Below are 21,366 nucleotides of genomic sequence, written 5' to 3'. Positions count from 1 at the left end.
GGGTGACCTGTGGGGTGAGCCGTCCGGAGTGCTCGCTCGGTACCGGGTGATTGCGTCCTCCCCGCCGTCGCGGGGTTTCGGCGAGCGGTTACTCTCGACGTCATGAAAAAGAGCGTGCTGACCCGCTATCGGGCCATGGCCTATGTGACCGCCGTCATGTTGCTCGTCCTGTGCGCCTGCATGGTGTTCAAGTACGGCTTCGGGATCGGCAAGGACCTGACGCTCGTCGTCGCCCAGGTCCACGGCCTGCTCTACATCATCTACCTGATCTTCGCCTTCGATCTGGGCTCCAAGGCGCGCTGGCCGTTCGGCAAGCTGCTGTGGGTGCTGGTCTCCGGGACGATCCCGACGGCCGCGTTCTTCGTGGAGCGCAAGGTGGTCCGCGAGGTCCAGCCGCTGCTGACGGAGGCCGCACCGGAGCCGGTCAAGGCCTGACGGCGGCGGCCCGGCCCGGCCCCGCCCGTCGCCGGTGCCGTTTCGCGCCCCACGCGCCTCTCCCTTGCGGGAGGGGCGCGTTTGTGCTGGTGGGGGTGGGTGGTGGTGCCGGCTGGGGGTTCTGTCGGGGCGGGTGGCTCTGGCTGGGGGGCCGGAGCGGGCTGCCGGGTGGGTCCGCCGGGCAGGGTTCGTCTGCCGGGTTTTCGGTGTGCGGGTGCCGGGCATCCCCCCGGCCGGGGGTAGGTGCGACCCGTAGGGGACGCGCCCCGTGGAGCCTCCGGGGTCGTGTCCGGGGAGGGCTCAGGGGCCGTGCCCGGGAGGGCTCAGGGGTGTTTCAGGGTCGCTTCCCATCGACAGATAGTTGGACGTCCTAGTAAATTCGTGGGCATGGACGCTGACGCGATCGAAGAGGGGCGCCGCCGCTGGCAGGCCCGGTACGACTCCGCCCGGAAGCGGGAGGCGGACTTCAGCACGCTCTCCGGCGATCCGGTGGAGCCGGTGTACGGTCCGCGCCCCGGTGACTCGGTCGAGGGCTTCGAGCGGATCGGCTGGCCGGGGGAGTACCCGTTCACCCGCGGCCTGTACGCGACGGGCTACCGCGGCCGGACGTGGACGATCCGCCAGTTCGCCGGCTTCGGCAACGCCCGGCAGACCAACGAGCGCTACAAGATGATCCTCAAGGCCGGCGGCGGCGGCCTCTCGGTGGCGTTCGACATGCCGACGCTGATGGGGCGCGACTCCGACGACCCGCGCTCGCTCGGCGAGGTCGGGCACTGCGGCGTCGCCATCGACTCGGCGGCCGACATGGAGGTCCTGTTCCAGGACATCCCGCTCGGCGACGTCACGACGTCCATGACGATCAGCGGCCCGGCCGTCCCGGTCTTCTGCATGTACCTGGTCGCCGCCGAGCGGCAGGGCGTCGATCCGGCGGTGCTCAACGGCACGCTCCAGACCGACATCTTCAAGGAGTACATCGCGCAGAAGGAGTGGCTCTTCCAGCCGGAGCCGCATCTGCGGCTGATCGGCGACCTGATGGAGCACTGCGCGCACGGCATCCCCGCCTACAAGCCGCTGTCGGTCTCCGGCTACCACATCCGGGAGGCCGGCGCGACGGCCGCCCAGGAGCTGGCGTACACCCTCGCCGACGGCTTCGGCTACGTCGAGCTGGGCCTCTCCCGCGGGCTGGACGTCGACACCTTCGCGCCCGGCCTGTCCTTCTTCTTCGACGCGCACGTGGACTTCTTCGAGGAGATCGCCAAGTTCCGCGCCGCGCGCCGGATCTGGGCCCGCTGGATGCGCGACGTCTACGGCGCGCGCAGCGAGAAGGCGCAGTGGCTGCGGTTCCACACCCAGACCGCCGGCGTCTCGCTGACCGCCCAGCAGCCGTACAACAACGTGGTGCGTACGGCGGTGGAGGCGCTGGCCGCGGTGCTCGGCGGCACCAACTCGCTGCACACCAACGCCCTGGACGAGACGCTGGCGCTGCCCAGCGAGCAGGCCGCGGAGATCGCGCTGCGCACCCAGCAGGTGCTGATGGAGGAGACCGGCGTCGGCAACGTCGCCGATCCGCTGGGCGGTTCGTGGTACGTGGAGGCGCTGACCGACCGGATCGAGGCGGACGCGGAGAAGATCTTCGCGCAGATAACGGAGCGCGGGGCGCGGGCGGTGCCGGACGGGCAGCGTCCCCAAGCTCTCGGCTCCGCTCGAGCAGGGGAGACCCCATCCATCGGTCCGATCACCTCCGGCATCCTGCGCGGTATCGAGGACGGCTGGTTCACCGGCGAGATCGCCGAGTCCGCGTTCCGCTACCAACAGGCCCTGGAGAAGGGCGAGAAGAAGGTCGTCGGCGTCAACTGCCACGAGGGCTCGGTCACCGGCGACCTGGAGATCCTGCGGGTCAGCCACGAGGTCGAGCGGGAGCAGGTGCGGGCCCTCGCCGAGCGCAAGGCCGCCCGCGACGACGCCCGGGTGCAGGCCGCGCTGAAGGAACTGCTGGCCGCCGCCCGCGGCGACCGCAACATGATCGGGCCGATGCTGGACGCCGTCCGCGCGGAGGCCACCCTCGGCGAGATCTGCGGCGCGCTGCGCGACGAGTGGGGCACGTACACCGAGCCGGCGGGCTTCTGACGCCGTCCGCCGTCCGCCGTCCGTCCGCGCGGCGGGATCCGTCCGCGCGGCGGGGTGCCGGGCCTTCCCGTCCCCCCCGCGGCGGGAGGCTCACCCCGCCTCGGCGGGCGGCTCCGCGCCCTGCATCCGCAGGCGGAAGAGCGCGCCGCCGCCCGGCGCCTGCTCCGCGGTGAGCTCGGCGCCGTGTGCGCGGGCGATCTGCCGCGCCATGGCCAGACCGAGGCCCGAGCCGGGCAGCGCGCGGGCGGCCCGGGCGCGGTAGAAGCGGTCGAAGACGTACGGCAGGTCGTCGGCGTCGATGCCGGGGCCGTGGTCGCGGACGGTGAGGTGCACCTCGTCCGCCACGGAGGCGAGTTCGGTCTCCACGGGGCCGCCGGGCGGGGAGAACTTCGCGGCGTTGTCCAGGAGGTTGGACAGCAGCCGGGTCAGCCGGGCGGGGACGCCGGGGAGCGCGGTGGCCGCCGCCCCGGGGGCGACGCGGAGGGTGAAGGTGACGTCCGGCCAGTGCTCGCGGGCCGTGGCCACCGCGTGCTCCAGCAGGGCGGCCGGGCGGACCTGTTCGAGCAGCGGCCGGGGCTCCTCGTCGCGGGCCAGCTCGATCAGGTCGTTGACGAGGGTGGTGACCTCGCGCAGCTGGCGGGTCAGCGCCGCCGACGCGCGGTCGCGCTGACCCTCCGTCAATCGGTCTGCGCGGGCGAGGAGTTCGGCGTTGGTGCGGAGCGCGGTGAGCGGGGTGCGCAGTTCGTGGGAGGCGTCGGCGACCAGGCGGCGCTGGGCGGTGACGGACTGCTCCAGTTCGCCGAGCATGGTGTTGAAGCTGGCGGCGAGCCGGGTCACCTCGTCCTCGTGGCCGGGCGGCCCCGCCGGGAGGTCGATGCGGTGCCGGGGGTCGCGGGTGGTGGCGATCCGCTCCGCGGTGGCGGTCAGCCGGGCGACCGGGGCCAGGCCCGTACGGGAGACCCAGTAGCCGAGGCCGGCGGCCAGCAGGACGCCCGCGCCGCCGACCGCGGCCAGTGCCAAGGCGGCCTGCCGCACCCCGCGTTCGACGGTGTCGGAGCGGAGGGCGACCTGGATCGCCTCGTCCCGGTGGGGGATGCGGGTGGTGAACACCCTGACGGGGTACCCGGCGACGGTGAAGTCGGTGTAGTAGGCCCGGCGGCGGCCGGCGGCCACCTCGCGGGTGGCTCCGGCGACCGGCAGGAGGTACCCGCCGCGGGCGTCCTTCGCCGGGTCGGCGGGGACGATCTGGACGCAGGCGGCGGCCGGGTACTGGCAGGTGGCGTCGCTCGGGGTCGGGCCCCAGTCGCGCATCCGCTGGAGGAGCTGGGTGGCGGTCTGCGCCACGTTGAGGTTGAGTTGGTGGGTCATCTGGACGCGGATGACGACGAACGCGGCGGCGCAGACGCCGACCGCGACCAGGGCGACCGCGGCGGAGGCGGCCAGCGCCAGCCGGGTGCGCAGCGGGCGGCGGCGGACCCAGCGGCCGCCCAGGCGGCGCCGGCCCGTCATGTGCCCTCCGGCCGGTCCAGGCGGTAGCCGATGCCGTGCACGGTGTGCACCAGCCGGGGCTCGCCGCCGGCCTCCAGCTTGCGGCGCAGATAACCGATGTAGACGGCCAGGGAGTTGGAGTCCGGGCCGAAGTCCCGGCCCCAGACCCGCTCCAGGATCGTCTCCCGCGGCAGCACCTGGCCGGGGTGCTGGAGCAGCAGTTCCAGCAGGGTGTACTCGGTGCGGCTGAACTCCAGCGGCCGGGCGCCGCGGTGGCCGGTGCGGGTGGCGGGATCGACGACCAGGTCGGCGAAGGCCAGCCGGGAGTCGTCGGCCGCGGCGGCCGCGGCCCGCCGCAGCAGGGCGCGGACCCGGGCGATCAGCTCGTCCAGGGCGAACGGCTTGACCAGGTAGTCGTCGGCGCCGGCGTCCAGGCCGTCGACCCGGTCGCTGACCGCGTCCAGGGCGGTCAGGACCAGGATCGGGGTGCGGTCGTCGAGGGCGCGCAGCCGGCGGCAGACCGCCAGGCCGTCCAGCACCGGCATCATCACGTCGAGGACCAGCGCGTCGGGCTGCCAGGTGGCGACCTCGGAGAGCGCGGCCAGGCCGTCGGCGGCGCGGCGGACCTCGTAGCCCTCGACGGCGAGTCCGTCGGCCACGGCGGCGCGGACCTCCGGTTCGTCGTCGACGACCAGGATCCGGGGGGCGGCCGGCGGCGGGCTCTCGGGCGCGGGTGCGGGGCGTGCGGTCATGGGACCAGGCTCCCAAACGCCGTCTTAGAACGTTCTTAAGGCGGCGGACGAGCGTGGCGGCCATGCGCACACCACTCTCGGTCGTGATCGGTGCGGGCGGCACCGGCGGCCACATCTATCCCGGACTCGCCCTCGCCGACGCGCTGCGCCGGGCCGTGCCGGACGCGGTGATCTCCTTCGTGGGGACCGACCGCGGTCTGGAGACGCGGCTGATCCCGCAGGCCGGCTACCGGCTGCACACCGTCGACATGATCCCCTTCGACCCGTCGCTGGGCGCCAGACGCTATCTGCTGCCGGCCGCGCTGCTGCGGTCGGGCGCCCAGTGCCGGGCGATCCTGCGGGCGCAGGGCGCCCAGGTCGCCGTCGGGATGGGCGGCTACCCGAGCGCCCCGGTGATCGTCGGGGCCCGGATGGCGGGGCTGCCCAGCCTGATCCACGAATCCAACGCGGTGCCCGGCCGGGCCAACAAGTTCGCCGCCCGGCTCACCCCGCACATCGCCCTGGCCTTCGACCGCAGCCGCCCCCACCTGGCGGGCGGCGAGCGGGCCGAGACGGTGGGGATGCCGCTGTCCGGGCCGCTGGCCGGGCTGGACCGGGTGGCGCTGCGGCAGGCCGCCCGCCGGGCCCTGGGCATCCCGGAGGAGGCGCGGCTGCTGCTGGTCAACGGCGGCAGTCTGGGCGCCGCCCGGCTCACCGAGGCCGCCGTCGGGCTGGCCGGCCGCTATCTGGCGCGGAACCGGATGCGGCTGCTGATCAAGACCGGGCCGGCGGCGCTGGACGGCGCCCGCGCGGCCCTGGAGGCGAACGGCGGGGCGGCCGTCGCCGAGGCGGTGCCGTACCTGGACCGGATGGACCTGGCGTACGCGGCGGCCGACCTGGTGCTCTGCCGGGCCGGCTCGGCGACCGTCGCCGAACTGGCCACCATCGGCATGCCGGCCGTCCTCGTCCCGTATCCGCACGCGCCCGGCGACCACCAGACGCACAACGCCCGGGTGCTCTCCGACGCCGGGGCGGCGCTGCTGCTGCCCGACGCGGAGGCCACCGCCGACCGGCTGGACGCGCTGGTCACCCCGCTGCTGGCCGATCCGGCCCGGCTGGCCGCGATGGGCGCGGCCGCCGACCCCGGTACGCACGCCCGCGCCGCCGACCTGCTGGCCGCCCGGACCCTGGCGCTGGCCGGCCACCCCCAACCCCACCACCTCGTCACCACCCTGAAGGAGTCAGCATGAGCACGCAGAGCACGAGCAGCCCGAGCCCGTGGGCCGGACGGAAGGTCCTGGTCACCGGGGCCGAGGGGTTCATCGGTTCGACGCTGGTCGATCTGCTGGTGGCGGCGGGCGCCGAGGTGCGCGCCTTCGTCCACTACAAGCCGTACGCGGAGAAGGGGAACCTGGCGCGCTATCTGGTGCCGGGCGGCCCGGTCGAGATGGTCGCCGGCGATGTGCGGGACGCGGGCCGGGTGATGGACGCCGTCGCCGGCTGCGACACCGTCTTCCACCTGGCCGCGCTGATCGGCATCCCGTACAGCTACGACTCGCCCGGCGCCTATGTGCAGACGAACGTGGTGGGCACCGAGAACGTCGCGGAGGCGTGCCGCCGGCACGGCGTGCGGCGGATGGTGCACACCTCCACCAGCGAGGTGTACGGGACCGCGCGGACCGCGCCGATCGCTGAGGACCACCCGCTCCAGCCGCAGTCGCCGTACTCCGCCTCGAAGATCGGCGCCGACATGATGGCGCTGTCCCACTGGCACGCCTTCGAGCTGCCGGTGACGGTGGTGCGGCCGTTCAACACCTACGGGCCCCGGCAGTCCGCCCGGGCGGTGATCCCGACGATCCTGGCCCAACTGCACGCCGGCGCCCGGCAGATCAGGCTCGGCTCGCTCACCCCGACCCGGGACTTCACGTTCGTCACCGACACCGCGGCCGGGTTCCTGGCGCTGGCCGACTGCGACCGGGCGCTGGGGCAGGTCGTCAACCTCGGCAGCGGCCGGGAGATCGCCATCGGGACGCTGGCCGAGGCGCTGATCGCGGCCTCCGGGCGGGACGCGGAGGTGGTGGTAGACGCGGCGCGGCTGCGGCCGTCGGGCAGCGAGGTGGAGCGGCTGCTGTCGGACAACTCCCGGGCCCGGGAGTGGGCTTCGTGGGAGCCGGAGGTCTCGCTCAAGGAGGGGCTGGCGCGGACGTCGGAGTGGGTGGCGGAGCATCTGCATCTGTTCCGCGCGGACCGCTACCAGGTGTGAGACGCGGCGGCCGGCCGCGCCGGGTCAGGGCTCCAGCGCGGCCAGGCCGGCCAGCAGCAGCGTGGTGAACCGCCGGGCCCAGTCGGCGTCCACCGGCTCCGCGCTCACCAGGAGCCGGTGTACGACGGCCCCGGCGATCACGTCGAAGATCAGGCCCACGGTGCACTCGGCGGCCTGTGCGCCGCCGGGGCCGCCGGCGTCCGGCGGGAGTTCGCCGCGGGCCTGTGCCCGGGAGCGGCCCAGCAGCACCAGCCGCTTCTGCCGGTCGACGATCGCCGAGCGGATCCGCTCGCGCAGCGCGTCGTCGGTGGTGGACTCGGCGACCACCGCCATCAGCGCCGTCTTGGTCTCGGGCCGGGCCAGCAGCGCGCCGAACTGGAGCACCACGCCCTCGATGTCGGACTGCAGACAGCCCCGGTCGGGGAGTTCCAGCTCGTCGAAGAGGACCGCCACGGCGTCCACGACCAGTTCGTTCTTGTTGGCCCAGCGCCGGTAGAGGGTGGTCTTGGCGACGCCGGCGCGGGCCGCGACCTCGCCCATGGTGAGCCCGCCCCAGCCGACGTCGACGAGCGCGGCGCGGGTGGCGTCGAGGATCGCGTGGTCGGTCTCGACGCTGCGGGGGCGGCCCGGACGGCCTTTCGGGGGGCGGGCGGACTGGTGCATGCCGGCGACCATACCGGCCGGTAGGCGATCGGGCGCCCGTCCGGAAGCGCCCCTCCCGCGGCGCCCTCCGTGAGGGAGATCACTTGCGCGGCGGGCGGGATGCGGTTGCCGGGCGGGGGCGGCCCCGAGTTACGCTACGACCCGTAGCGAAAGAGCGATGACCACTGGCCGTGGGTGGGGACCCACGGCCGCGCACGCAGCGGCCCTTCGGGGCCGCCCGCCGGGCACCGGAGACCGGGAGCGCGCCGCATTCCAGCGGGGCGTACCGGACGACGCGGGCCCGCTTTCCGGATCGCTTTCCGGAACCGGCCGCTCAGGGGGGAGGATGGACCCATGCAGCCACGCAACATGTCCATGAGCGGAGTCGTCGACCTCGCCGCCGTGAAGGCGGCCGGTGAAGCGAAGCAGAAGGCCGAGCAGGCGCGCGCCGAGGCCGCCCGCACGGGCGCGGAGCCGGCCGGCGCCGGCGGCCCCCTGGTGTTCGACGTCGACGAGGCCGGGTTCCAGCAGGACGTCCTGCAGCGGTCCACCGAGGTCCCGGTCGTCATCGACTTCTGGGCCGAGTGGTGCCAGCCGTGCAAGCAGCTCGGGCCGCTGCTGGAGAGCCTCGCGGCGGAGTACGCCGGCAGGTTCGTCCTCGCCAAGATCGACGTCGACGCCAACCAGATGCTGTTCCAGCAGTTCGGGGTGCAGGGCATCCCGGCGGTGTTCGCGGTGGTCGCGGGCCAGCCGATCCCGCTCTTCCAGGGCGCGGTCCCCGAGGCGCAGCTGCGGCAGGTGCTGGACCAGCTGGTGCAGGTCGCCGAGCAGCAGTTCGGCATCGTGGGCGCGCCGGTCGACGCGGCGGCCGGGCAGCAGGACCGCGCCGAGGCCCCGCAGCCGGCCGGCCCGTACGACGCGGCGCTGACCGCGGCGGCCGACGCGCTGGACGCCGGCGACCTGAGCGGTGCCGTCCGCGCCTACCGCAACGTCCTCTCCGACGACCCGGCCAACCCCGAGGCCAAGCTCGGGCTCGCCCAGGCCGAACTCCTCGAACGCGTACAGGGTCTGGACCCGCAGGCGGTCCGCCAGGAGGCCGCGGACGATCCGGCCGACGTCCGGGCGCAGATCCGGGCCGCCGACCTGGACCTGGTGGGCGGTCATGTCGAGGACGCCTTCGGCCGGCTGGTCGAGACCGTCAAGCGGACGGCCGGGGAGGACCGGGAGGCCGCGCGGGTGCGGCTGCTGGAGCTGTTCGAGGTGATCGGCCCGGACGACCCGCGGGTGACGAAGGCACGCACCGCCCTGGCGCGCGTCCTGTTCTGAGCCGGTCCCGAACGGCGCCGCCACGGCGCCGAGTTCCTCTGTACCGACTTCCTCTGCGCTACGGCGCTTTCCGGCAGATTTCCGTCCCGTCCGGTTCTGTCCCGCGGCAACTCCCGCGGGAGGGCCCGGCAAACGGAGCAGCGGCCACGCTTTACCGAAACTTGGTAAACGTGGCCGCTGTTACTTGGAGTAAGTCCCGACGGTCAACTTGCCAAATTCTGCCCTGAATTGCCCCTTGTAGGGCCGTCGTCAAGTGCGACGCTGTGTGCCCAGTTGATCTCTGTGCGTCGTGCCGTGGTTATCGGTCCGTTACCCGCAAGTAACGAGGGCCTTGTGCGGCGGCCCCGAATGCACGACGATCGGCCACGCTCGGTCCATTCCCGCAGCCCGGCATCCGGTCGGCGCCGCGGGGTACTTGGGTCCCCACCGAGTCGGCCGGCGGCAGTGGCGCCGGCCGTGGACAGGGGGGTCCCTGCCGTCGGCGGGGCCTGTCCGGTGAGGTTGCGCGAGAGCGTGGCCAGTGGTTGTCGCTCGGGGGTGATCGCCGGTATTCGGAAACACACTGTGCCTCCGAGACGGGCGCTCTCCTTCCCGAGGACGTAGCACTTCTCCCATCCCAGGTACGGCCGTTCCCCACCGGGGCGGCGGATACCGGAGATGTACGTCCGAGAAGGAGGAAAGTCATGGAGTCCCTGGCTCGTGGCGGGACCAGATGGAAGCGGTTCGCCGTCGTCATGGTGCCGAGCGTGGCGGCCACCGCCGCGATCGGTGTCGCCCTCTCGCAGGGTGCCCTGGCGGCGTCGTTCAGCGTGTCCGGCCAGCAGTTCAAGGTGAGCACGGACCGGCTGGACGGCGAGGGTTTCGTCCAGTACGGCGCGGTCGACGCCCAGAAGAACGGCAAGAACGTGCCGGTCGCGGTCTCGGCGTTCTCCAGCGCGAAGATCCACAACCTGTGCCAGTCCGTCGTCGTGCCGGTCCCGGTCTTCGGCGATGTGTCGATGAAGCTCCAGGCGGGCACCGGCGATCCGGTCGAGGCCAAGAACCTCTACATCGACCTCGACCAGCTGAACGCGGACGCGACCTTCAGCAACATCAACATCGGTGTCGCGGCGGGTTCCTCGTCCAAGGGTCCCGGCATGAAGAAGGGCGACAAGGCCGACCCCGGTTCCTTCGCCCAGGAGGCCGACACGGCCACGCTGACCCACGTCCATCAGCGCGCCTGGGCCACCACGGCCGGCACTTTCAAGCTCAGCGGCCTGAAGATGAGCGTCACCAAGGGCAAGAGCGAGTGCTACTGACGCGCTGAGCGCGCGGGCGCGGGGCGCGAGCCGTTCCCCGTGCCCGCACGCCGGGTAGCGCTGAAGTGCCCACAGAACCACCGAAACGCCAGTCCCGAGGAGCCGGACGAGATGAGTGACTGGAGCAGGGGGGTCTCCCGGGCCGGAGGCCGGGGGAGAGTCGACGACAGGTACACGCGGCGCGGATGCGGGTCCGCCGACCGTAGGGAGGCCGGCGCATGAGCGCGGAGCAGCAACCACAGCCGACCGGGTCCTTCGGGCGGAAGCGGCAGGCGTTCCGGGACTGGCGCGGGCAGCGCCCGTTCTGGGGCGGACTGCTGACCCTCCTGGCCGGCGTCCCGATCATGTACATCCCCTACGCGAACCTCACCATCGGGTCGCTCACGGTCCGCATGGCGACCACGGCCGGCGCCGGCTCGCTGATCATCGGCGTGCTGCTGGTCGTGCTCGGCCTGACCATGTGGTTCCAGCCGGCGTCCCGGGTCTTCGCGGGTGTCGCGGCGATCCTGCTCGCCCTGGTCTCCCTGGTCGTCTCGAACTTCGGCGCCTTCCTGATCGGCTTCCTGCTGGGGCTGATCGGCGGTGCGCTGGGCGTCTCCTGGGCGCCGGGCCGGCCCGCGCAGAGCGCGGACGGGCCCGGTGAGCCGGACCGTGCCGTCGGGCCCGTGGTCGCCACGGGTCCCGCGCCGGCCGGCGGTCCCGGGTCGGGCAACGGACTGGACAGCCTGTCAGGAACGAGCCCGACCAACGGAACGAACGGGAGGCACCGTGCCGGGTGACGAGCTGCGGGCGGGGTCACCCCCGCCGGAGGCAGGGGGAGCGGGCGCGGCCTCCGGGGCGGCGGGGGATCCCCCGCGGCGTACGGGGAGCAGGCCCCGGCACGCGGCGCCCCGGAAGCCGCTGCTGACCCGCCTGCACGTGCCCGCGGGCAAGGCGATCGCCATCGCCGCGATGCCGTCCGCCGTCCTCATGGGCATGGGGCTGACGCCCCAGATGGCGATAGCCAAGCCGGCGCCGCCCGAGAGCCCCTTCCGGGGCGGGCCCTGCGTCACCGCCCCGGACACCTCCGGGCAGGACGCCAAGGCCAAGGACGGCGCCAAGGACGCGAAGGACGCCAAGGGCGGCCAGGACACGAAGAGCGGCAAGGACACGGCGAAGGGCTCCGGCAAGGACGCCGCGGGCGGCACGCCGTCCGCCCCGCCGTCACCGTCGCCCTCGGCCGCGAAGGACACCGCGGGCGGCGCGCCGTCCCCGTCCGCCTCCGCGACTCCCTCGCCCTCCGCCTCGCCGGAGAAGAAGGACGACGGCGGGCTGCTCGGCGGCATCGGCGACGCGCTCGGCGGCCTCTTCGGCATCCACAAGAAGACCGACGAGCCGTCGGCCGCGCCGAGCCCCGCGCCCTCCGCGTCCGCCACCGAGTCGCCGTCGCCGAGCCCGTCGGCATCGACGGCGCCGTCTTCCAAGAGTCCGTCGCAGGACTCCGGCCCCGGCCTGGACGAGGTCACCAAGCCGGTCGGCGACGCGCTCAAGAACCCCTCGAAGGCGGTCAACGACACGGTGCACGGCGCCGTCGGCACGGCGGACAACGCGCTGCCCGGCGGCGGGCTCGACGGCAAGGACGCCTCCGGCAAGCCCGGCTACCCCTGCGTCGTCGAGAACAAGCAGCAGGGCAAGAACGAGCAGACCCCCGCCACCCTGCCGGACCTGCCCTGGCACCTGGAGTCCAGCGGGCTGACCCTGCGCGGCCTGGACTACGTCGGCGTCGTCAACGTCACCACGCAGAACGGCCACACCAAGCAGGCCCTGAAGTTCACCGCGGACAGCATCGACATCGGCGACCTGCACCAGATCGTCGACGACCCGGCGTCCGGCAAGCACTACCACGTGCGGTCCACCCCGGGCTCCACGTCCACCATCCGCGGCGGCAAGGTGACGCTCTACACCGAGCGGCTGCAGGGCAACCTCTTCGGGCTGATACCGATCGTCTTCGACCCGGAGCACCCGCCGCCGCTCAACGTCCCGTACGCCTACTTCAGCAAGGTGAAGCTGGACCAGGCGGGCCAGTTCGGCGGCACCCTCCACGTCCCGGGCATGAACGTGTCCATCGAGGACTGACCGGCCCGGCGGTTCTTCCGGGAGCCGCGGAAACGGCGGTGGGCCGCCCCCTCAACCAGGGGGCGGCCCACCGCCGTTGGTGCGTCCGGGGCGGCGCGTCAGGCGCGGCCGCCGCCGAGGTGGTGCACCCGGACCATGTTGGTGGTGCCGGGGACGCCGGGGGGCGAGCCGGCGGTGATCAGCATGGTGTCGCCCTCGTTGTAGCGCTTGAGCTTGAGCAGCTCGGCGTCGACCAGGTCCACCATCGCGTCGGTGTTGTCCACGTGCGGGACGACGAAGGAGTCCACGCCCCAGCTCAGGGTGAGCTGGTTGCGGGTGGCGAGGTCGGTGGTGAAGGCCAGGATCGGCTGGGCGGCGCGATAGCGGGAGAGCCGGCGGGCGGTGTCACCGGACTTGGTGAACGCCACCAGCGCCTTGCCGTCGAGGAAGTCGGCCATCTCGCAGGCCGCGCGGGCCACCGCACCGCCCTGCGTGCGCGGCTTCTTGCCGGGCACCAGCGGCTGCAGGCCCTTGGAGAGCAGCTCCTCCTCGGCCGCCTCGACGATCTTCGACATCGTCTTGACGGTCTCGATCGGGTACTGGCCCACCGACGACTCCGCGGAGAGCATCACCGCGTCGGCGCCGTCGAGGATGGCGTTGGCGACGTCGGACGCCTCGGCGCGGGTCGGCCGGGAGTTGGTGATCATCGACTCCATCATCTGGGTCGCCACGATCACCGGCTTGGCGTTCCGCCGGCACATCTCCACCAGGCGCTTCTGCACCATCGGGACCTTCTCCAGCGGGTACTCCACCGCCAGGTCGCCACGGGCCACCATCACCGCGTCGAAGGCCATCACGACCTCCTGCATGTTGGCGACCGCCTGCGGCTTCTCCACCTTGGCGATGACCGGGACCCGGCGGCCCACCTCGTCCATGACGCGGTGCACGTCCTGGACGTCCTTGGCGTCCCGCACGAAGGACAGCGCGACCATGTCGCAGCCCATGTGCAGGGCGAACTTCAGGTCCTCGATGTCCTTCTCGGACAGCGCCGGGACGTTGACCGCCGCGCCGGGGAGGTTGATGCCCTTGTGGTCGGAGATGACCCCGCCCTCGATGACGATGGTGCGCACCCGCGGGCCGTCGACCTCGACGACCTGGAGGGCGACGTTGCCGTCGTTGATCAGGACCGGGTCGCCCTTGGAGACGTCGCCGGGCAGGCCCTTGTAGGTGGTACCGCAGATGTGCTTGTCACCGGGGATGTCCTCGGTGGTGATGACGAACTCGTCACCGCGCACCAGCTCCACCGGGCCCTCGGCGAAGGTCTCCAGGCGGATCTTGGGGCCCTGGAGGTCGGCCAGCACGCCGACGGCGCGGCCGGTCTCCTCCGCGGCCTTGCGGAGGCGGTGGTACCGCTCCTCGTGCTCCGAGTGGGTCCCGTGGCTCATGTTGAAACGGGCCACGTTCATACCGGCCTCGATCAGCGTCTTCAGCTGCTCGTAGGAGTCGACGGCGGGGCCCAGGGTGCAGACGATTTTGGAACGGCGCATGTCTCGATCCTATCGGTTTGTTTCGGAGCGGAATATTTCGCTCTGCTTCACAGGCCCTTCAGCCGGGGCAGGACCCACGGACTAGGCGGTGACCAGGGCGTATGTCTGCTGGGCGATCTCCAGTTCCTCGTCGGTGGGCACCACGGCGACCGCGACCCGGGCGTAGTCGGGCGAGATCAGCCGCGGCTCGTCGGACCGCACGGCGTTGAGCGAGGCGTCCACCGCCATGCCCAGCTCCTCCAGGCCGGCGACGGCGGCGGCCCGCACGGGGGCGGCGTTCTCGCCGACGCCCGCGGTGAAGGCCACCGCGTCGACCTTGCCGAGCACCGCGGTGTAGGCGCCGATGTACTTCTTCAGCCGGTGGATGTAGATGTCGAAGGCGAGCGCGGCCTGCTGGTCGCCCTCGTCGATGCGGCGGCGGATCTCCCGCATGTCGTTGTCGCCGCACAGCCCGATCAGGCCGCTCTTCTTGTTGAGCAGGGTGTCGACCTCGTCCTCGTCCATCCCCGCCACCCGCTTGAGGTGGAAGGTGACGGCCGGGTCGATGTCGCCGGAGCGGGTGCCCATCACCAGGCCCTCCAGCGGCGTCAGGCCCATGGAGGTGTCCACGCAGCGGCCGCCCCGGACGGCGGACGCGGAGGCGCCGTTGCCCAGGTGCAGCACGATGACGTTGACGTCCTCGGGCTTCTTGCCCAGCAGTTCGGCCGTCTTGCGCGAGACATAGGCGTGCGAGGTGCCGTGGAAGCCGTAGCGGCGGATGCGGTGGGCGTCGGCGGTGGCCACGTCGATGGCGTAGCGGGCCGCGGCCTCCGGCATCGTGGTGTGGAAGGCGGTGTCGAAGACCGCGACCTGCGGGAGGTCGGGGCGGAGCGCCCGGGCGGTGCGGATGCCGGTGATGTTGGCCGGGTTGTGCAGCGGGGCGACCGGCACCAGCCGCTCGATCTCCTTGAGCACCTCGTCGTCGATCACGGTCGGCGCGGTGAACTTCAGCCCGCCGTGCACCACCCGGTGCCCGATCGCGGCCAGCTCCGGGGAGTCCAGGCCGAGGCCGTCGGCGGCCAGCTCCTCGGCGACGGCCTTCAGCGCGGCCTCGTGGTCGGCTATCGGACCCTCGGTCTCGCGCTTGGCGCCGCCGGTGGCGAGCGGCGTGTGGACCAGGCGCGACGTCTCCTCACCGATCCGCTCGACCAGGCCGAGGGCGAGCCGGCTGCCGTCGGTCATGTCGAGCAGCTGGTACTTCACCGACGACGAGCCGGAGTTGAGGACGAGGACGCGGGTGGCGTTGGCAGTCATGAAGGGGGCTTTCCGGTGGGGGAGGGGTCAGGCGGTGTGCCCGGCGCCGGGCTGGGCGCCCTGGGTCTGGATCGCGGTGATCGCGACGGTGTTGACGATGTCCTGGACGAGGGCGCCGCGCGAGAGGTCGTTGACCGGCTTGCGCAGGCCCTGGAGGACCGGGCCGACAGCCACCGCGCCGGCGGAGCGCTGGACGGCCTTGTAGGTGTTGTTGCCGGTGTTGAGGTCCGGGAAGATCAGCACGGTGGCCCGGCCTGCCACCTCGGAGTCCGGGAGCTTGGTCCGGGCGACCGCCGCGTCCACCGCGGCGTCGTACTGGATCGGGCCCTCGACCAGCAGGTCCGGGCGCCGCTCGCGGACGATCTCGGTGGCCTTGCGGACCTTGTCGACGTCGGCGCCGGAGCCGGAGGTGCCGGTGGAGTACGACAGCATCGCGATCCGCGGCTCGACGCCGAACTGCGCGGCGGTGGTGGCGGACTGGATGGCGATGTCGGCCAGCTGCTCGGCGTTCGGGTCCGGGTTGACCGCGCAGTCGCCGTAGACCAGGACGCGGTCGGCCAGGCACATGAAGAACACCGACGACACGATCTGCGCGCCCGGCTTGGTCTTGATGATCTCGAAGGCGGGCCGGATGGTGGCGGCGGTCGAGTGCACGGCACCCGACACCATGCCGTCGGCCAGGCCCTCCTGCACCATCAGCGTGCCGAAGTAGGAGACGTCCGCGACCATGTCGTAGGCCAGCTCGTAGCCGACGCCCTTGTGGGCGCGGAGGGTGGCGTACTGCTCGGCGAACCGCTCGCGCAGCGGCGAGGACTGCGGGTCGATGATCTGGGCGCCGGCCAGGTCGATGGCCAGGTCGGCGGCGCGTTTGCGGATCGCCTCCTCCTCGCCCAGCAGCGTCAGGTCGCAGACGTCGCGGCGCAGCAGCACATCGGCGGCGCGCAGCACCCGCTCCTCGGTGCCCTCGGGGAGCACGACCCGGCGGCGGCCGGAGCGGGACCGCTCGATCAGCTCGTGCTCGAACATCATCGGCGTGACCCGGCCGGAGCGGGCCACCGAGATCTTGTCGGTCAGCTCGGCGGTGTCCACGTGCCGCTCGAAGAGGCCGAGCGCGGTCTCCGCCTTGCGCGGCGAGGCGGCGTTCAGCTTGCCCTCGATGGCGAACAGTTCGGCGGCGGTGGGGAAGGAGCCGCCGGGGACCGAGACCACCGGGGTGCCGGGCGCCAGGCGGGCGGCGAGCGCCATGATGTCGGGGCCGGGCCGCTCGTCGAGGGTGAGCACCACACCGGCGATCGGCGGGGCGCCGGCGCTGTGCGCGGCCAGCGCGCCGACGACGAGGTCGGCGCGGTCCCCGGGCGTGATCACCATGCAGCCGGGGGTGAGCGCCCGGAGGAAGGTCGGCAGCATCGCGCCGCCGAAGACGAAGTCCCGGGCGTCCCGGGCGAGTCCGGAGTCGTCGCCGAGCAGCACCTCGGCGCCGAGCGCCTGCACGATCTGGCCGACGGTCGGCGCGGAGAGCGAGCCGTCCTCGGGGAGCGCGTAGCAGGGCACCGGCAGACGGGCGGCGAGCCGCTCGACGACGGCGGTGCGCTGCTCGGGCGCGACGCGGTTGACGACCAGCGCGACGACGTCGCAGCCCAGCGAGTCGTAGGCGCGGTAGGCGTTGCGGGCCTCGGCGCGGACCGACTCGGCCTCCTGGCCCTGGCCGCCGACGACGGGTATCACCGCGGCGCCGAACTCGTTGGCCAGCCGGGCGTTGAGCGCCAGCTCGTCCGGCAGGCTGGTGTCGGCGTAGTCCGAGCCGAGGACCAGGACGTACTCGTAGTCGCGGGCGACCGCGTGGAAGCGGTCGACGAGCCGGGAGACCAGCTCGTCGGTGCCGCGCTCGGCCTGGAGGGCGGCGGCCTCCGCGTAGCTGATGCCGTAGACCGTCTCGGCGGGCTGGGCGAGGCGGTAGCGGGCCCGCAGCAGATCGAACAGCCGGTCCGGCCCGTCGTGGACCAGCGGGCGGAACACCCCCACCCGGTCGACGTGGCGGGTCAGGAGCTCCATCACTCCCAGCTCGACGACCTGGCGGCCGTCGCCGCGGTCGATACCGGTCACGTACACGCTGCGCGTCACGCGTGGTTCTCCGTCCCTCTCGATGCCGCGAGGTTCTTAGCTCGCGGTTTTCCCTGGTCACAAGGTCAAAATCGGCCGTTATTGTGGCCTTGCCCCTCTTGACAATACCTGCGCGGGTGGCTACGTCGCTCTTCCAGTTTCCCTGTGGGGGCCGGTGCGGGGACAGTGGGGGTGTCCTGGCGTGCGGCCGGGGCGGGCCGGGGTGGGACCGGGCAACACGTGAAACAATCGGACCGGCTCACACGAACCGACAGCGAGCAGGAGACACAGCACGATGCGTATCGGAGTCCTCACCGCGGGCGGCGACTGCCCGGGCCTGAATGCTGTGATCCGGTCCGTCGTCCACCGCGCCCTGACCGGACACGGAGACGAGGTCATCGGCTTCGAGGACGGCTTCAAGGGCCTGCTCGACGGCCGCTTCCGCAAGCTCGACCTGGACGCGGTCAGCGGCATCCTCGCCCGCGGCGGCACCATTCTCGGCTCCGCCCGCCTGGAGCGCGCCCGGCTGCGCGAGGCGTGCGAGAGCGCCAAGGACTTCTCCCGCGAGTACGGGATAGACGTCCTGATCCCGATCGGCGGCGAGGGCACCCTCACCGCCGCGCGGATGCTCGCCGACGCCGGCATGCCCGTCGTCGGCGTCCCCAAGACCATCGACAACGACATCTCCTCCACCGACCGCACCTTCGGCTTCGACACCGCCGTCGGCGTGGCCACCGAGGCCATCGACCGCCTCAAGACCACCGCCGAGTCGCACCAGCGGGTCATGGTCGTCGAGGTCATGGGCCGGCACGCCGGCTGGATCGCGCTGGAGTCCGGCATGGCCGGCGGCGCCCACGGCATCTGCCTGCCGGAGCGCGAGTTCGACGTCAACGACCTGGTGCGGATGGTCGAGGAGCGGTTCGCCCGGGGCAAGAAGTTCGCCGTGGTCTGCGTCGCCGAGGGCGCCCACCCGCTCGCCGGCACCATGGACTACAAGAAGGGCGCCATCGACCAGTTCGGCCACGAGCGGTTCTCCGGCATCGGCACCGCGCTCGCCCGCGAACTGGAGAAGCGCCTGGGCAAGGAGGCCCGCCCGGTCATCCTCGGCCACGTCCAGCGCGGCGGCACCCCCACCGCCTACGACCGGGTGCTGGCCACCCGCTTCGGCTGGCACGCCGTCGAGGCCGCGCACCGCGGCGACTTCGGCCAGATGACCGCGCTGCGCGGCACGGACATCGTCATGGCGCCGCTGGCCGACGCGATCACCGAGCTCAAGCGGGTCCCGGCGAGCCGGATGGACGAGGCCGAGTCGGTCTTCTGACCGGGCCGCCAGACGGGCCGACAGGCAAGCCGCCGGCGGCGCACCGAGAGGGTGCGCCGCCGGCGGCTTTTTCCGTGCCGGATCACGGCCTGCTGCCGGCCTACTGCGCGCTGATCGACTCCAGCATGTTGAGGCGGGCGGCGCGGCGGGCCGGCCAGGCGGCGGCCAGGACGCCGACCACCAGGGCGATCGCGAAGAAGAGCGTCAACCGGCCCCAGGGCAGCACCATTTCGTACGTCGGGAGGGAGGTGGCGGTCATGCTGCCGCCGGCCCAGGCGAGGAAGACGCCCACGCCGATCCCGAGCACCGCGCCGAACAGCGAGATGACCACCGACTCCAGACGGACCATCTGCTTGATGCCGGAGCGGGCCAGGCCGATGGCGCGGAGCATGCCGATCTCGCGGGTGCGCTCGAAGACCGACATCGCCAGGGTGTTGACCACGCCCAGCACCGCGATGACCACGGCCATGCCCAGCAGCCCGTACACCATGTTCAGCATGGTGTCGATGGCGCCGGCGTCCTGCTTGCGCAGCGCGTCGCGGTCCTGGACCTTCAGCAGCGGGCTGTTGCCGAGGGCGTCGCGGATCTCCTTCTCCAGACCGGTGGCCTTGCCGTCGGCGGCCTTGACCAGCACCGCGTCGTCCTTGAAGGGCTTCTTGTGCGGGTCGATGAGGGAGGCCGCGCCCAGTGCGTCGCCGACGACCTGGTTGTCCTCGTAGACACCGGTGACCGTCAGCTTCTGCTTCTTGGCCTTGCCGCTGAAGAACTCGCCCGCGAGGGTGCTGCCGGGCTTCAGGCCCAGCTCCTCGGCCTTGGTGCGGGACACCGCGATCCCGTTGCCGCGTACGGCGTCGTAGGAGCCGCTGTCGAAGCGGACGTCGGTCACCTTCGGGAGCTGGGAGAGGTCCGTACCGGTGAGGGAGAGGAACCCGGTGCCGCCCGTCTCCGACGTCGCGACACCGACCTTCCGCAGCGGGGCGACGGCCTCGACGCCCGGAACCTTCGCCGCCTTCCCGGACAGCTCGGGGTCGAGGCCGTCGAAGTGGGAGGTGGTGACCTTGTAGTCGGCCTTCAGGTCCTTGGCGACCATCTCGTCCATGGCCCGTTGGACGGAGTGCCCGCCCACCGTCATGCCGGTGATCAGTACCAGACCGATCATCAGGGCCGACGCGGTGGCGGCGGTCCGCCGCGGGTTGCGCAGCGCGTTCTCCTTCGCCAGCTTGCCGGTGACGCCGAAGAGGCGGGTGGTGACCTTGCCGGCCAGCGCCACCAGCGGACGCGACAGCAGCGGGGCCAGGATGATCATGCCGGTCAGGGTGAGGGTCCCGCCGAGCATGGCCATGGTCAGCGCATCGGCGTTCTTCTGCGTGGAGACGTAGAGCATGACCGCCACGCCGAGGGCGGTGACCACCGCGCCCAGGGAGTTGCGGAGGACCAGGCCGCGCTGGGCCGGCGGCGCCTCGACGGTGTTCAGCGCCTCGACGGGGGCGATCTTCGCCGCCTTGCGGGACGGCAGCCAGGCGGCCAGTACGGTCACCAGCACCCCGACGCCGAGGGCGGCGAGCGCCGCGGCCGGGCTGATGACCAGCGGGCCGTCGGGGAAGCCGGCGCCGGTGGCGTTCAGCAGCGGACGCAGGCCGACCGCGATCCCGAGGCCCAGCGCGAAGCCGACGGCCGAGGAGGCCAGGCCCAGCAGGCCCGCCTCGGCCAGCACCGAGCGCACCACCTGGCGGCGGGAGGCGCCGACCGCGCGCATCAGCGCGATCTCGCGGCTGCGCTGGGCGATGAGCATGGTGAAGGTGTTGGCGATGAGGAAGATCCCGACGAACAGCGAGATGCCCGCGAAGGTCAGCAGCATCTTCGTCATCGCGCCGGTGCTCTGGGTGATGAACTTCGCTTCCTGGGCGGCGAGTTCGGTGCCGCTGGTGGCCTCCGCGCGGTCCTTGGGCAGCAGCCGGCGGACCTGCTCGGTCAGCGCGTGGTTGTCGGTGCCGGGCTTGGCGGTGACCACCAGCTCGTCGTACTGACCGGGGTGCAGGAACAGCTTCTGCGCGGTGGCGGTGTCGAAGAGCGCGAGACTGGCGCCCGACTCCACCTGCGGGTCGTCGGTGCCGACGATGCCGACCAGCTTCTTGGTCAGCGCCGGGCCGTCGGTCGCGAAGCGCACGGTGTCGCCGAGCGAATAGCCGCCGCGCTGCGCGGACTTGGCGTCCAGCGCCAGCTCGCCGGCGGAGGCCGGTGCGCGGCCCTCCTTCAGCGGGTAGCGGCTGTCCTTGCCGTCCCCGGCCGCGACGTAGTTGACGCCGCGGTTTCCCCACTCACGGCCGAGCGGCTGGTTGTCCTTGCCGACCACGACGGTGTCGCCGGACAGGGACGGGCGTACGGACGCCACGCCCGGCAGCGCGCGGACCCGGTCGGCGAGCTTGTCGTCGAGTGCGGTGCTGCGCCGGCCGCCCTCCGGCTCGGGGCCGTCGGCGTCGCGGGGGGACTGGGCGTGTACGGAGACCGCCACGTCCTTGAGGTTCTTGGACAGGGCGTTGCGGTACGCCGCGCCGACGGAGTCGCTGAAGATCAGTGTGCCGGAGACGAACGCGGTACCGAGGACGACCGCGAGCGCGGTCATCATCAGGCGGGCCTTGTGCGCGACGAGGTTGCGCAGAGCTGTACGAAGCATGGTGGTGGTGTTCAGTCCTGGGGTGGG

At 72.6% G+C, this 21,366-nt stretch carries 16 protein-coding genes; 9 read left to right on the top strand and 7 right to left on the bottom strand.

Annotation, left to right across the window (positions count from 1 at the left end; all coding sequences use genetic code 11):
• Window positions 1-102 precede the first annotated feature (102 nt).
• Both ACRAS8_RS11265 and ACRAS8_RS11260 read left to right on the top strand, forming a co-directional pair.
• On the top strand, window positions 103-435 hold the full coding sequence (locus ACRAS8_RS11265) for a DUF3817 domain-containing protein (protein ID WP_438485805.1): 333 nt from the start codon (window positions 103-105) through the stop codon (window positions 433-435).
• A gap of 387 nt (window positions 436-822) precedes the next feature.
• Window positions 823-2,562, top strand: a complete 1,740-nt coding sequence (locus ACRAS8_RS11260; protein WP_438485804.1) for an acyl-CoA mutase large subunit family protein — start codon at window positions 823-825, stop codon at window positions 2,560-2,562.
• Window positions 2,563-2,652: 90 nt separating this feature from the next.
• On the opposite strand, the gene ACRAS8_RS11255 is transcribed toward ACRAS8_RS11260, so the two are convergent.
• Together ACRAS8_RS11255 and ACRAS8_RS11250 are read right to left on the bottom strand one after the other, a co-directional pair.
• On the bottom strand, window positions 2,653-4,071 hold the full coding sequence (locus ACRAS8_RS11255; RefSeq protein ID WP_438485803.1) for a HAMP domain-containing sensor histidine kinase: 1,419 nt from the start codon (window positions 4,069-4,071) through the stop codon (window positions 2,653-2,655).
• Window positions 4,068-4,802 (bottom strand): response regulator transcription factor, encoded by a 735-nt coding sequence (locus ACRAS8_RS11250; protein ID WP_438485802.1) that lies wholly within the window; start codon window positions 4,800-4,802, stop codon window positions 4,068-4,070. The genes ACRAS8_RS11255 and ACRAS8_RS11250 overlap by 4 nt, the downstream gene beginning before the upstream one ends.
• A gap of 62 nt (window positions 4,803-4,864) precedes the next feature.
• Between ACRAS8_RS11250 and ACRAS8_RS11245 the strand changes: the two genes are divergently transcribed.
• Together ACRAS8_RS11245 and ACRAS8_RS11240 are read left to right on the top strand one after the other, a co-directional pair.
• Window positions 4,865-6,031, top strand: coding sequence for a UDP-N-acetylglucosamine--N-acetylmuramyl-(pentapeptide) pyrophosphoryl-undecaprenol N-acetylglucosamine transferase (locus ACRAS8_RS11245; protein WP_438485801.1), 1,167 nt, complete (start codon window positions 4,865-4,867; stop codon window positions 6,029-6,031).
• Window positions 6,028-7,044, top strand: a complete 1,017-nt coding sequence (locus ACRAS8_RS11240; RefSeq protein ID WP_438485800.1) for a GDP-mannose 4,6-dehydratase — start codon at window positions 6,028-6,030, stop codon at window positions 7,042-7,044. Before ACRAS8_RS11245 ends, ACRAS8_RS11240 begins: the two co-directional genes overlap by 4 nt.
• A gap of 24 nt (window positions 7,045-7,068) precedes the next feature.
• On the opposite strand, the gene ACRAS8_RS11235 is transcribed toward ACRAS8_RS11240, so the two are convergent.
• The gene (locus ACRAS8_RS11235) at window positions 7,069-7,719 is read right to left on the bottom strand and encodes a TetR/AcrR family transcriptional regulator (protein WP_438485799.1); all 651 of its coding nucleotides are present in this window, start codon (window positions 7,717-7,719) and stop codon (window positions 7,069-7,071) included.
• 321 nt (window positions 7,720-8,040) lie between these two features.
• On the opposite strand from ACRAS8_RS11235, the gene ACRAS8_RS11230 reads away from it, so the two are divergent.
• From ACRAS8_RS11230 to ACRAS8_RS11215, 4 genes are all read left to right on the top strand, one after another.
• Window positions 8,041-9,012, top strand: coding sequence for a tetratricopeptide repeat protein (locus tag ACRAS8_RS11230; RefSeq protein ID WP_438485798.1), 972 nt, complete (start codon window positions 8,041-8,043; stop codon window positions 9,010-9,012).
• Between the two features lie 683 nt (window positions 9,013-9,695).
• A complete protein-coding gene (locus ACRAS8_RS11225; protein WP_438485797.1) occupies window positions 9,696-10,310 on the top strand; it encodes a DUF6230 family protein in 615 nt (204 codons plus the stop codon).
• Between the two features lie 218 nt (window positions 10,311-10,528).
• Entirely contained in the window at window positions 10,529-11,089 is a 561-nt protein-coding gene (locus ACRAS8_RS11220) for a DUF6114 domain-containing protein (protein ID WP_438485796.1), read from the top strand.
• The gene (locus ACRAS8_RS11215) at window positions 11,079-12,425 is read left to right on the top strand and encodes a hypothetical protein (RefSeq protein WP_438485795.1); all 1,347 of its coding nucleotides are present in this window, start codon (window positions 11,079-11,081) and stop codon (window positions 12,423-12,425) included. Before ACRAS8_RS11220 ends, ACRAS8_RS11215 begins: the two co-directional genes overlap by 11 nt.
• Window positions 12,426-12,523: 98 nt before the next feature.
• Here ACRAS8_RS11215 and pyk read toward each other — a convergent pair whose 3' ends face one another.
• The 3 genes from pyk to pta all read right to left on the bottom strand — a co-directional run bounded on the left by pyk (window position 12,524) and on the right by pta (window position 17,365).
• Window positions 12,524-13,951, bottom strand: coding sequence for a pyruvate kinase (gene pyk / locus ACRAS8_RS11210; RefSeq protein ID WP_438485794.1), 1,428 nt, complete (start codon window positions 13,949-13,951; stop codon window positions 12,524-12,526).
• Between the two features lie 81 nt (window positions 13,952-14,032).
• On the bottom strand, window positions 14,033-15,244 hold the full coding sequence (locus ACRAS8_RS11205; RefSeq protein WP_438485793.1) for an acetate kinase: 1,212 nt from the start codon (window positions 15,242-15,244) through the stop codon (window positions 14,033-14,035).
• 27 nt (window positions 15,245-15,271) lie between these two features.
• Window positions 15,272-17,365: a phosphate acetyltransferase gene (pta, locus tag ACRAS8_RS11200; protein WP_438485792.1), complete on the bottom strand. Its 2,094-nt coding sequence runs from the start codon at window positions 17,363-17,365 to the stop codon at window positions 15,272-15,274.
• Window positions 17,366-17,639: 274 nt separating this feature from the next.
• On the opposite strand from pta, the gene ACRAS8_RS11195 reads away from it, so the two are divergent.
• Complete coding sequence (locus ACRAS8_RS11195; RefSeq protein ID WP_438485791.1) at window positions 17,640-18,665, top strand: ATP-dependent 6-phosphofructokinase; 1,026 nt, start codon at window positions 17,640-17,642, stop codon at window positions 18,663-18,665.
• A 100-nt stretch (window positions 18,666-18,765) separates the two neighbouring features.
• Here the strand turns inward: ACRAS8_RS11195 and ACRAS8_RS11190 are convergent, their stop codons facing one another.
• Window positions 18,766-21,339, bottom strand: a complete 2,574-nt coding sequence (locus tag ACRAS8_RS11190; RefSeq protein ID WP_438485790.1) for an ABC transporter permease — start codon at window positions 21,337-21,339, stop codon at window positions 18,766-18,768.
• Window positions 21,340-21,366: the final 27 nt, after the last annotated feature.

It is taken from the genome of Streptomyces sp. S186 (genome assembly GCF_051603415.1).
Taxonomy (GTDB): Bacteria; Actinomycetota; Actinomycetes; order Streptomycetales; family Streptomycetaceae; genus Streptomyces.
This window is presented reverse-complemented; position numbering and strand designations above follow the sequence as displayed.

Bases quoted from the DNA above. Each gene is read 5' to 3' on its own strand.
- ACRAS8_RS11265 (WP_438485805.1), top strand. From the start codon at position 103: ATGAAAAAGAGCGTGCTGACCCGCTATCGGGCCATGGCCTATGTGACC.
- ACRAS8_RS11260 (WP_438485804.1), top strand. From the start codon at position 823: ATGGACGCTGACGCGATCGAAGAGGGGCGCCGCCGCTGGCAGGCCCGG.
- ACRAS8_RS11255 (WP_438485803.1), bottom strand. From the start codon at position 4,071: ATGACGGGCCGGCGCCGCCTGGGCGGCCGCTGGGTCCGCCGCCGCCCG.
- ACRAS8_RS11250 (WP_438485802.1), bottom strand. From the start codon at position 4,802: ATGACCGCACGCCCCGCACCCGCGCCCGAGAGCCCGCCGCCGGCCGCC.
- ACRAS8_RS11245 (WP_438485801.1), top strand. From the start codon at position 4,865: ATGCGCACACCACTCTCGGTCGTGATCGGTGCGGGCGGCACCGGCGGC.
- ACRAS8_RS11240 (WP_438485800.1), top strand. From the start codon at position 6,028: ATGAGCACGCAGAGCACGAGCAGCCCGAGCCCGTGGGCCGGACGGAAG.
- ACRAS8_RS11235 (WP_438485799.1), bottom strand. From the start codon at position 7,719: ATGGTCGCCGGCATGCACCAGTCCGCCCGCCCCCCGAAAGGCCGTCCG.
- ACRAS8_RS11230 (WP_438485798.1), top strand. From the start codon at position 8,041: ATGCAGCCACGCAACATGTCCATGAGCGGAGTCGTCGACCTCGCCGCC.
- ACRAS8_RS11225 (WP_438485797.1), top strand. From the start codon at position 9,696: ATGGAGTCCCTGGCTCGTGGCGGGACCAGATGGAAGCGGTTCGCCGTC.
- ACRAS8_RS11220 (WP_438485796.1), top strand. From the start codon at position 10,529: ATGAGCGCGGAGCAGCAACCACAGCCGACCGGGTCCTTCGGGCGGAAG.
- pyk (WP_438485794.1), bottom strand. From the start codon at position 13,951: ATGCGCCGTTCCAAAATCGTCTGCACCCTGGGCCCCGCCGTCGACTCC.
- ACRAS8_RS11205 (WP_438485793.1), bottom strand. From the start codon at position 15,244: ATGACTGCCAACGCCACCCGCGTCCTCGTCCTCAACTCCGGCTCGTCG.
- ACRAS8_RS11195 (WP_438485791.1), top strand. From the start codon at position 17,640: ATGCGTATCGGAGTCCTCACCGCGGGCGGCGACTGCCCGGGCCTGAAT.
- ACRAS8_RS11190 (WP_438485790.1), bottom strand. From the start codon at position 21,339: ATGCTTCGTACAGCTCTGCGCAACCTCGTCGCGCACAAGGCCCGCCTG.